We start from the raw sequence: 11,201 nt of genomic DNA on the forward strand, positions 1-11,201 counted from the left end.
ACCACTAATCCCTAACCATGGTTCGACTAGTTCGACAAGCGGTTACCGAGCTTGCCGAGGTGCACTAACCGACGGTCCCTGAGTTTATCGAAGGGCACCAACCAAGCAAATCGGGTGGATTTTGTATATAAGTCCCATTTCTTTTGCGCAAAAACCATAAACAGGCTGCAAAATTCGCGAAAGGAAGCGCAATAGAAAAACTTTCAATAAGCCGCTTTGAAAAAGCACCTTTCCTACTGAATTAGAATCCTGACTTCAGCGAAAAACGCCTTTCCTACAAAATTAGAACCCTGACTTCAGCGAAAAGCACCCTTCCTACTGAATTAGAATCCTGACTTTGGCGAAAAACACCTTTCCTACAAAATTAGAAGCCCGACTTCGGCGTAAAACACCTTTCCTACTGAATTAGAATCCCGACCTCGGCGTAAAACGCCTTTCCTACTGAATTAGAATCCCGACCTCGGCGTAAAACGCCTTTCCTACTGAATTAGAAAGCTCCTGTTTGTTTTTCCATCCGATTCAAAACAGCCATCGGCGCCGTTTTTTTCCTGGCCATCAAAAAAATGCAGAAAGATGTCCGAAAAAAGATCAAAGGAACACGTTGCGAATATTTTACAGAGATGGTTGCAAGCAAAAAACAATATTCCGCCATCCGTTCGATTAAATTGTATAGATTTTCCCCGATAACCTGGAACTTGTTCCCTTAGGCGAATTGTCCCTTTCAGGGATACTTCAACTACGGAATCAAAGATTCCAAGTTTCAGGGATGCAAAGCCCCATGAGCCTTGGGAACTTGTTCCCTTAGACGAATTGTCCCTTTCAGGGATACTTCAACTATGGAATCGGAGATTCCAAGTTTCAGGGATGCAAAGCCCCATGAGTCTTGGGAACTAATTCCTTTAGGCAAATTGTCTCTTCCAGAGATACTTAATCTGTGCAGGCACCGCGTCATTGCGAGTAAGGCCCCATGAGCCTTGGGAACTTGTTCCCTTAGGCGAATTGTCCCTTTCAGGGATACTTCAACTATGGAATCGGAGATTCCAAGTTTCAGGGATGCGCAGCCGAAGCAATCTGTGCTGGCACCTCGTCATTGCGAGGCGCGATAGCGCCGTGGCAATCTTGTCTGCGGAAAAAGGATTGCTTCTACACTTCGAGTATAACTCCACTAAGTCAATAAATTGACAAGTGTCGTATAACCCCTCCGGGGTTCGGGGTGACAGTCGCTTTCAAATGTGACTGTTTTTCTCCTTGGCGGGTTCGCAATGACGACTGTAGCCTACACATTTTGTAGCCGTTTTCACGTGAAAACGCGCTAAACCCGCTTTGCATCAACTAGTTCGGCAAGCTCACTAACCGAAGCTCAGCAGCCGTTTATCGAACTAGTCGAAAGGAGTCAACCACTCGCCGCTAGTCGCTAACCACTCATACAAGCAAATCGGGTGACTTTTGTATATAAACCCCAAAACTAGAAATCGCGTTCAATGTCCATGGGTACAATCTCGCCTCAAAGCGCAATTTCCCTTTCCCGGCGTAAAATTTCGACAGTCGAACATCTCCATCCATCCTTTTAGATTATTTTTAAGAAGCATTCTTTTGAAGGAGAAACGATGAATTTATTTTCAAAATCGATAGCCTTTGCCAGCCTCACCGCAGGCGCGCTTTGCGCGGCACCGGGCCTCACCATCCAAGGAACGGATTTTCTTTATAACGGCAACAAGATTTTCTTCAGCGGAACGAACCTCGCTTGGGCCGATTACAACTCCGACGTCGGCGACTCGCCCCTCAACGAAAACGCCTGGAGAAAAGCGGTCGAAGGAACGCGTGCCGCGGGCGGAAACGCCATCCGCTGGTGGCTCTTCAACAATATGAGCCAAAGCCCCGCTATCAATGAAACCACGCACCTCGTTTCGGGACTTAAAGAAAACACCATCAACAACATGAAAAAAGCTCTCGACATCGCCGAAGAATACGGCGTAATGGTTTCCATGTGCCTTTTCAGCCACAACCTGATGGAACCGAATCAATGGGGACTCTACAACGAGAAGCTCGATATCGAAGCGAACAAGAAGCTTTTTACGGACGAAGGAACGACTGCCTTTATCAATAACGTTCTGAATCCCGTCGTCAAAGCGATTGGCAACCACAATGCGCTCATGACATGGGAAGTTTTCAACGAACCCGAAGGCATGACGACCGAATGCAACGGCTGGACAGCCGAAAAAATGGAGCTTTCCAAGCTCCAGAAATTCACCAACAAAGTCGCCGCAGCTATCCACAACGCCAACAGCGAATTGCTGGTTTCCACCGGGAGCGTGAACATCCAATACCAAAAATACTGGAACGATGCCGCACTGATTGCTGCGGGCGGCGAAGCGAACGGAACTTTGGATTTTTTCCAGACGCACTACTATCCCTATTATCAGGCGGACGAAATTTCCCCATTCCGCAATTCCGCCAAAACCCTCGCCAGCAAATACGCCTTTGACGCAAGCAAGCCACTGATTATCGGCGAATTCCCCGCCAGCGGTTGGAAAGGCACCACTTACACGAACTCCATGGCCGCCAAGACGCAAATTTCCACCGAAGAATGCTACCGCATCGCTCTCGACAGCGGATATGCGGGCGCACTCGCTTGGCAATACATTGGCGACAAGACGGAATCGCAGTTCGGCGGATACACCTACACGATTGATCCGGCACTCGAAGCGATGAAAGCACTGTGGGCGACCGATTCCGCAAGCATCAAAATCAAGGACGCAGAAATCGAAGAAGCCACAGGAAACGGCATGATGGCCGTGACTTACGGCGACGACGATGCTCAAATCGAATACCAGAAAACTTTTGACCTGAGCCAAGCGAGTACTCTTTCCTTCACCGTGAAAAACAACGGAAGCAGCACCGCCCAGCTGCACCTGATTTTCAAGCTGACATCGGCATGGAAGTGGACGGACAATTTTGCGGACCCCTGCGAAGTCGCCGCCGGAGAAAAGAAAACCTGTTCGTTCGACATTTCGTCGCTCGCCGACAGAAACCAGACTCTCAGCATCATCGTGGCCAATTACGCGACAGGCTACACGGGAACCCTCCTTTACGACGACTTTGTCGCCGGAACGGACACCCTCTTCAATTTCAATGCCGACAAATACGACGCCTTCTCCCGCAGCCTCGGCAACACGGAAGTGCAAATTCCCGAAATCAAAATAGTCTTCAACAACGAAGATTATGTCGCAGGAATTCACCACGCGATTATTGCAAGAACGTCTCGCCTTTCCCAAATCGGAAATTCCGTCACCCTGACACTTTCCCAGCCGGCAAATATCCGCATGGAACTCTTCGATATGAACGGCGTCCGCATCCGTTCGCTGCACAGCGGCAACCTTTCCGCCGGAACGCACCAGTTCAATTTGTCCAAAATCCCTGCCGGAAATTACATTGTCCGAGCAAACGGAGCATTGAACGCCTCTCGCACGATTTCCATCCGCTAAGGTTAAAAATTGACAAAACGGATAATAAGCCCAGCCAAGCTGGGCTTTTTTTATTGAATTTCACATTTTCCCAACATAATAGATGAGGGAAAATGAATTTTATAGCTATATTGTAAATTTGAAATTAAGGAGTTCGATGATGCAAAAAAACAAATACGGGCAATACTTTACGACTAAAGTCATCGCAGATTTCATGACCTCTCTAATAACCCATAAGAAAGCCAGCAAAATTCTTGAACCGGCATGTGGTAAAGGCGTTTTCTTGGACAGCCTCATTCAACAAGATTTTAACAACATCTCCGCATATGAAATAGACAGGACTTTAGAGACCCCATACAAATTTGTTAAATATCAAAGCTTTCTACCGGTTTCTCTGCTTGAAAAATATGACGTTGTCATTGGAAATCCTCCATACATTAGATGGAAAAATCTTGAACCCGAATTAAAGAAGGAACTGACAAACCATTTTCTGTGGAACAAATATTTTAACAGCCTCTGCGATTATTTATTCATTTTCATTTTAAAAAGTATAGAACATTTAAATGAAAACGGAGAGTTGATATTTATTTGCACAGATTATTGGCTAAACACAACGAACTCGTCCTCTCTTAGAAATTATATGAGCCAAAATGGATATTTTTCCGAAATATACCATTTCAAAGAGGCTCCTCTATTTGAAAAAGTTACCGCATCATTTATTATTTTTCGATATGTCAAAAGCAAGCAGCATTCAAAAATAATCCAATTATATAAATACAATAAAGGGCATGCTTTGCCAACCCAAGAGGAATTAACAAACCGCACATGTTTTGATAAAGTCGTCATACCTCAATTTAATGCAAATAATAGATGGGTTCTGGCTTCACAATCAGCACAACAAGAAATATTCAAATTCGAGCAAGCTTGCATAAAACCAAGCACTACATTATTTGGCAACGAGCGATATACCATCGGTGATTTTTGTGATATTGGAAATGGAATGGTATCCGGCCTTGATTCCGCTTTTCAATTCAAGAATGCATGCAAGCTAAACGATGCGGAGCAAAAAGCCCTGATTCCGGTAATCAAAGCAAAAGATATGCTCCCATATACAAGTAAATCCAGCACTCCATATATTTTCATCCAAGAAAATATCACTCCTTATGAATTCAGCATAAAATACCCCAACTTTGCTAAGCATTTTGAACCAAACTTAAAAGAGCTATCTAGTCGATATAGCTACAACCGTAAAATTCCCTATTGGGAATTTGTTTTTCCCCGTAATCAAAGGCAATTTGAACGAAAAGAACCACGAATATTTGTTCCCTGCAAAGAACGGATTTCCAATAAAAATTATTTTCGCTTTTGCTATGCACCAACAGGTTATTACTCGACACAGGATGTAACGGCTGTTTTCAAAAAAAACAACGTTAAAGAATCGTTAGAGTACATACTGGCATATCTCAATAATTTCCGAGTTTTTTCTTGGCTAAGTCTTAATGGAATTGTCAAAGGGGATATTGTTGAATTTTCAGAAGCACCTATCGCGTCAATCCCCTTTAGACCCATAAACTGGAACTCGCAAAAAGAACTATCATCACACAATCGTATCACGCTCGAAGTACAAAACTACTTGAAGGATGGATTACCTATTCATCTTAACAACATAAATTCCGAATTCAATTTTCTATTCCAAGGATAAACACCATACCTATTTTAGATTTCACCAAAATAATCAACAGCATGGCAAATCAAACGGTTGAACGCCCAAATAAATCTTCTGCCGGAACACTATCCGGACATGCGGCTGGCGAGCCTTTTGAAAAATGCGTCTATCACAAATTAAAGCAGTTATATCCAAACAATATTTACAAACAATTTGAATATTTAAATGACATCTACCTAAAGCACCCCAAGCATATCTCTCTTGAACAACGATATGCTCTGATGAATTCTCCAACAGCATTATTTTTACTTAGCAGAGGAGATAAAGCAACAAAAGAATGGTCGCCGGAAAATATCTTTGAAGGCGGATTTTCGTCGCTAACGCGACTTAGGTTTGTAGTTTAACTTGCGTATAAATATACTCTAAAGGGGTCATAAAGTCAAGCCTTTTTCGAGGCCTGTTGTTCAGTTTATCCTGTATCCAGCGAACTTTCCGGGGAGAGATTCCCTTGAACGACTCCTTCTTGGGAAGATATTGGCGTATTAGACCGTTCATGTTCTCGTTGGCACCGCGCTCCCAGGAGTGGTACGGGTTCGCAAAGTAGTAATCCGCCTTCATAGCTTTCGCTATTTCTGCGTGACAGGCGAACTCCTTCCCGTTGTCCGAAGTGATTGTGAGAATCTTGACTTCGAACGTTTTCTCAAAGTCCTTCAGCGCCCTCACAAGCGTTCTCTTCAGGTCTTTCGCGTTCTTCGTCGGAAGATACCTTATCAGGCTGTAATTCGTCATCCTGTCGTTGATCGTGAGCAGGTTCGCGTCATGGTCCGCGCTGTTTATCAGGTCTATCTCGATGTCGCCTACGCGTGATTTCTCGTCCACGATTGCCGGACGTTCCTCGATGGGCACGCGGCCTACAATCTGGCCTCTCTTGTCCTTCTTCTCCCCGCGCTTACGGTATGGTTTCTTGCCGTGCCGCAAGTGCTTCTTCAGGTCCTCGTCCTTGTTCACATGCCTGTATATCGTGGCGACGCTAGGGACACCCATCCCATCGAGTTTCGCGCGTCCGTTCACCTGTTCGGGAGAGTAGTCTTCCTTGATTTTCCCGTCCACGATTTTCCAGTCGTCCTCGTCGTAGTCGTAATGCAGGTGACTTGTCGCGGCAAGGAGGTCTGCCCGTTCCTGCGACTTGACCGGGTCGTAATGCTGGCGGCCGCCGCCCCTGTTTAGTTCCCTGTAGATTGTGGATTTGTGGACCTTCAGCTGCAAGGCTATGTTTTTCGGGGGGATCTTTGCCGCATTGAGCGCTCGTATTTCGTATCTTTGTGCTTGGTTGAGACTCACCGCCATGTCCTTTTTTGGTAGAATCGGCAAGGTAGAAAAGTTTCGGCCAGGTTCCCCAGGGGCTAGCCCTAGGGAACTTTTTTTCTTCCCGATTCAACCTATATCAGTCGCATTGACGGTGAAAATTCGCGGAAGAAAAACAAAACGACACAGCCGATATTTTATATTACAAAAATGGATTTTACGACATCATTGACGTTAAGACAAGAAACATTTCAAAATCCGCTATGGCCCCAAATATCATCTCCGCATACAAACTAGCCAAAACTTGCGTTTTGATGATAGACAACAATGAATTTGACAACATTAGCATAGATTATATCGAAGTCAATTGGAAAGAAAAGGGGAACTCTCTCACCGCTACAAAAGCATTTCATGGAAATTTATTCAAGGCGAATCCAGAAACATTATATATTAACTGGGCAGCCGCTATGCAAATTCAATTTCATGTATGTGAATTAGACCAATCCTGGAACGGCACTAGAGAGGAATGGACTAGGCATTATTTGAACATCTTTGTCAAAAGTGCTAAAATGAGATGCAAGAAAATGCACGATACTTATATCAAACCTTTTTTGAGATACATCCGATATTCCGCCTTAGACAAAGGTTAAAATTTTCGGCTTATGTGTCAAACGGATACCTGAAAACAGGCATCCGTTCCATTATGTGTCATTTGGATACCTAAAACGGCCTGCAGCCCCTTATTTATATGGTCTGGAGCCAAAAAAATATTCCCAGATGAGCATTTTTCTGCACTCGACGGAAATTCCCCCGTGTCGACGCAAAAGGGATTTTAGTTCCCCAATAGGTTGCGTCCATCATCGCAATTATCTTGCGCGGGTCTTGCGTTTGGGGTTCGGGAATATAATTTCGCAAGGCTCGGCATACGGTACTTCTTGATATGCCTAGAAATTTTGATATGTCGTCCAGGCTGTACTTTCCGCTGGAGTAGAGCGACCGGATTTCGGAAGCGGAATCCTTCTTTTTCTTAGAAAAGTGCTTCCCGCACGCCTTGCAGAGCCATCTCTGGGAGCCGTGCGACAGTCCCTTCTTCACAGTGTCATTTGAACCACAAAAAAGCAAATTTTTCCCAAAAAAGAAAAATTTGCTGCTATGCCTTATGTATCAATGGGTTACGAGAGATTTAGGTATCCAAATGACACATAAGCCCATTCGGCAATTAAAGCATCCGCCTCTTTGACCATTTTCAAAACGCCACAAAAGAATTTCACGAAAGGTGAGCGCTTAATCGTGGATTAATCATCCGATTCGTGCGATATTTTTAATTAAGCGATTAAAGAAAAGAAAGAATGTCAAAAGTTCGCTTACAAAACATTGACTCAATTCTGGCCGCACACTAAATTCTTCCAAGTTCCATAACATAACCTTTCAGGCCAATGAAAAATTTTATCAAAACCCTTCTCTTATGCGCCGTTTTCGCTTCGGCAGCCGTTTTCAGCCCCTCTTCTTCGACCTTGGCGATTCTCTTGGACGCTTCCGGCTTGTGCGACGAAACTTCTTCCGAATCGTGGGATAAAATGCAAACGGTAAAATTTCTAAGAGAAAACGCCTTCTACGGGGATTCCAACTCCATTTTCTGCTTTTTCTATGATGATTCGATGACCCCTGCCGAAGCCGCCGACTCCCTTTTGAAAGGAAAAAATTCCATTTTCAACAAGGCCTTGAAAAACTGGGCGCAAAACAGTAATGCTGCAAATTCCGAACAGACTCCGAACCGATTTGTCATTATCGCCGAAGGCGTAGCCGGCCTAGCTGTACGCGAATACATTCAAAGCAAGGATTACCAGGGTGAAATCGAAAACGTTCTTTTTTTCAACACGCCTCATGAAGGAACGGGCTTTGCCGATCAAACGCTTTTAAATGGCTCTTCCGCATTGAACAAATCCAAATCCGCTTCAGATTATAGCGATATTATCCCGCTGGCATTGGCAATTTACCTTATCGGCGGAGGAGGCGCTTTAGAAGACCTGATGATGTCGCTCTTGAAAGAGGCTGTGCTTGGCATGGTTCAAAACGCAGGCGATATCAAAAAGCATTTTTCCGGCTATTTCGAGAACAAGGAAAAATCGTATAAATCCCTGTTGTATCTGGCGGAAGATTTGGATTTGCAGGACGCCGCTTACCGTGAAGTCCAAAAGAATGCACAGGAAAAAGGATTGGATTTGAAAAATTTCGCGGGGAGCACTCAACTGCTGAACGCCTACTCGATGCTAAATTCCTACGAGCATCCGGCATACAACAACATTTATTCCTACGGGCTTCCGAGCATCGGGAACGGGCGTCGCACGCTGGCCGATTTCGCGGACCAAGCAAAGAATCACGTGAGCAAGGAAAGGCTTCAAAAAATGCTGACGGAATCGCTCTCGGCGATGATGGCCAAAAATGGCAAGGATTTTGTTCCTGAAGACATCCAAAGCGTCGTTTCAAACGCAATGAATGGTGATTTTACGGCAGACGCCATGCAAGCGGCCAATCGAATAGCCTCCGATTATGACATTCCTGTCGGACAAATCGCCGAATGCGTTCGGGACATTTCTTCATTAAGCAACCTGAAATTCAACAAGGAAAATTTTTCAAGTTCCGTTCTGAAGATCATCAGCATCGCAAATAAATACCTGCCGGAAAAATACAAATCGGAACTGTTCTCCACTTTCATCGACGAGTATTCGCAAACGCTTTCGGAACTGGGAGAAAGCGTCCAACAGATTGAAGGAAATCTAAAAAAGGGAACGGGTCTGCTTTCCAGCAACCTTTCCAACTACGCCATCCATTTTTTTGACGAAGGGACATTTGACGTTCCTGCCTTCAGCGCAATCGGCAAGAATGTCCGTGCATTCAAAGAATCCGGCGTCATGCGTATCGGCTATTCGCTAAAAGATTACGCGCAAGCTCACCAAAAGGATTTCTCAGAATTGAAAGATTACATGAATTACACATCCAAGGCCGGCGAATTGGAAGGAATTCGACAAGACATCGATTTGGGTCTTAAAATCGGATGTTCCGCCGTAGAGGCAATAAATCCCGCCATAGGAAAAGCCTGCCGGGCCGCCCAATTTTTGACGAACGTCACTTTGATTGCAAATGTTTCGCAGAATATCAAGAAAGCCGTTCAAAATGTGGGCGCATTGCGATCCGCCAAATACATCGCTATAAAACAATCTATAGAACAAAAGCCTGCCCACAGTTCTTGGCATGACCACAACGGCATCTCGCACGACATTGCGTCCTCCGACATGGAAAACATGCTTTTCGGAACACCCATCATCTCCCTGCAAACAGTTCGCAAAAGCGGCATCTCTGCCGATTCCATCGTTCCGCTGGCGTTGTACAGGACTTTTGACGACGTGAAAAATTTTGCGGATATTTCCCAAGATTCCCTCGCCTACGGCTATCTGTTCCCCGCTTCCGAATTTTCCGAAATTCCGCGTAATGCCTTGACTCGCAATCGGTTTGTGATGATGAAGGATGTTTTTGACGAGCAAAGGAATGGTTCGCTCTATAAAAAAACGAGATATGCCGCAGTCGATGGATTTAGGGTGATCGATTTTATACGGGGCGGATTTTCGTCGCTAACGCGACTTAGGTTTGTAGTTTAACTTGCGTATAAATATACTCTAAAGGGGTCATAAAGTCAAGCCTTTTTCGAGGCCTGTTGTTCAGTTTATCCTGTATCCAGCGAACTTTCCGGGGAGAGATTCCCTTGAACGACTCCTTCTTGGGAAGATATTGGCGTATTAGACCGTTCATGTTCTCGTTGGCACCGCGCTCCCAGGAGTGGTACGGGTTCGCAAAGTAGTAATCCGCCTTCATAGCTTTCGCTATTTCTGCGTGACAGGCGAACTCCTTCCCGTTGTCCGAAGTGATTGTGAGAATCTTGACTTCGAACGTTTTCTCAAAGTCCTTCAGCGCCCTCACAAGCGTTCTCTTCAGGTCTTTCGCGTTCTTCGTCGGAAGATACCTTATCAGGCTGTAATTCGTCATCCTGTCGTTGATCGTGAGCAGGTTCGCGTCATGGTCCGCGCTGTTTATCAGGTCTATCTCGATGTCGCCTACGCGTGATTTCTCGTCCACGATTGCCGGACGTTCCTCGATGGGCACGCGGCCTACAATCTGGCCTCTCTTGTCCTTCTTCTCCCCGCGCTTACGGTATGGTTTCTTGCCGTGCCGCAAGTGCTTCTTCAGGTCCTCGTCCTTGTTCACATGCCTGTATATCGTGGCGACGCTAGGGACACCCATCCCATCGAGTTTCGCGCGTCCGTTCACCTGTTCGGGAGAGTAGTCTTCCTTGATTTTCCCGTCCACGATTTTCCAGTCGTCCTCGTCGTAGTCGTAATGCAGGTGACTTGTCGCGGCAAGGAGGTCTGCCCGTTCCTGCGACTTGACCGGGTCGTAATGCTGGCGGCCGCCGCCCCTGTTTAGTTCCCTGTAGATTGTGGATTTGTGGACCTTCAGCTGCAAGGCTATGTTTTTCGGGGGGATCTTTGCCGCATTGAGCGCTCGTATTTCGTATCTTTGTGCTTGGTTGAGACTCACCGCCATGTCCTTTTTTGGTAGAATCGGCAAGGTAGAAAAGTTTCGGCCAGGTTCCCCAGGGGCTAGCCCTAGGGAACTTTTTTTCTTCCCGATTCAACCTATATCAGTCGCATTGACGGTGAAAATTCGCGCGGGAATATCGCTTTATCATCGACGATTTTCAACCGGACGAA

General features: G+C 45.5%; 6 protein-coding genes and 1 pseudogene. 5 read left to right on the plus strand and 2 right to left on the minus strand.

Going from position 1 to position 11,201, the window contains the following annotated elements; genetic code table 11:
• Positions 1-1,607 precede the first annotated feature (1,607 nt).
• The 3 genes from BGX14_RS02055 to BGX14_RS02065 all read left to right on the plus strand — a co-directional run bounded on the left by BGX14_RS02055 (position 1,608) and on the right by BGX14_RS02065 (position 5,534).
• Positions 1,608-3,485: a T9SS type A sorting domain-containing protein gene (locus BGX14_RS02055; protein ID WP_095878916.1), complete on the plus strand. Its 1,878-nt coding sequence runs from the start codon at positions 1,608-1,610 to the stop codon at positions 3,483-3,485.
• Between the two features lie 136 nt (positions 3,486-3,621).
• The gene (locus tag BGX14_RS02060; RefSeq protein WP_073302252.1) at positions 3,622-5,166 is read left to right on the plus strand and encodes an N-6 DNA methylase; all 1,545 of its coding nucleotides are present in this window, start codon (positions 3,622-3,624) and stop codon (positions 5,164-5,166) included.
• 41 nt (positions 5,167-5,207) lie between these two features.
• Positions 5,208-5,534 carry a HincII family type II restriction endonuclease gene (locus BGX14_RS02065; RefSeq protein ID WP_095878917.1) on the plus strand — a complete coding sequence of 109 codons (327 nt, stop codon included), beginning with the start codon at positions 5,208-5,210 and terminating at the stop codon, positions 5,532-5,534.
• Here BGX14_RS02065 and BGX14_RS02070 read toward each other — a convergent pair.
• The gene (locus tag BGX14_RS02070; protein ID WP_095878741.1) at positions 5,518-6,477 is read right to left on the minus strand and encodes an IS30 family transposase; all 960 of its coding nucleotides are present in this window, start codon (positions 6,475-6,477) and stop codon (positions 5,518-5,520) included. The genes BGX14_RS02065 and BGX14_RS02070 overlap by 17 nt on opposite strands.
• A gap of 134 nt (positions 6,478-6,611) precedes the next feature.
• Here BGX14_RS02070 and BGX14_RS16380 point away from each other — a divergent pair.
• Positions 6,612-7,085 (plus strand): annotated as a pseudogene (locus BGX14_RS16380) (HincII family type II restriction endonuclease); the annotation flags it as partial.
• A gap of 786 nt (positions 7,086-7,871) precedes the next feature.
• Positions 7,872-10,091, plus strand: a complete 2,220-nt coding sequence (locus BGX14_RS02085; RefSeq protein WP_095878920.1) for a hypothetical protein — start codon at positions 7,872-7,874, stop codon at positions 10,089-10,091.
• Here BGX14_RS02085 and BGX14_RS02090 read toward each other — a convergent pair.
• Positions 10,075-11,034 carry an IS30 family transposase gene (locus BGX14_RS02090; RefSeq protein ID WP_095878741.1) on the minus strand — a complete coding sequence of 320 codons (960 nt, stop codon included), beginning with the start codon at positions 11,032-11,034 and terminating at the stop codon, positions 10,075-10,077. The two genes, BGX14_RS02085 and BGX14_RS02090, sit on opposite strands and share 17 nt — an antisense overlap.
• Positions 11,035-11,201 lie beyond the last annotated feature (167 nt).

This window comes from Fibrobacter sp. UWS1 (assembly GCF_002300445.1).
GTDB lineage: Bacteria > Fibrobacterota > Fibrobacteria > Fibrobacterales > Fibrobacteraceae > Hallerella > Hallerella intestinalis.

Excerpts from the sequence above, each read along its gene's own strand:
- BGX14_RS02085 (WP_095878920.1), top strand. The coding sequence starts at position 7,872 with ATGAAAAATTTTATCAAAACCCTTCTCTTATGCGCCGTTTTCGCTTCG.
- BGX14_RS02055 (WP_095878916.1), top strand. The coding sequence starts at position 1,608 with ATGAATTTATTTTCAAAATCGATAGCCTTTGCCAGCCTCACCGCAGGC.
- BGX14_RS02070 (WP_095878741.1), bottom strand. The coding sequence starts at position 6,477 with ATGGCGGTGAGTCTCAACCAAGCACAAAGATACGAAATACGAGCGCTC.
- BGX14_RS02090 (WP_095878741.1), bottom strand. The coding sequence starts at position 11,034 with ATGGCGGTGAGTCTCAACCAAGCACAAAGATACGAAATACGAGCGCTC.
- BGX14_RS02060 (WP_073302252.1), top strand. The coding sequence starts at position 3,622 with ATGATGCAAAAAAACAAATACGGGCAATACTTTACGACTAAAGTCATC.
- BGX14_RS02065 (WP_095878917.1), top strand. The coding sequence starts at position 5,208 with ATGGCAAATCAAACGGTTGAACGCCCAAATAAATCTTCTGCCGGAACA.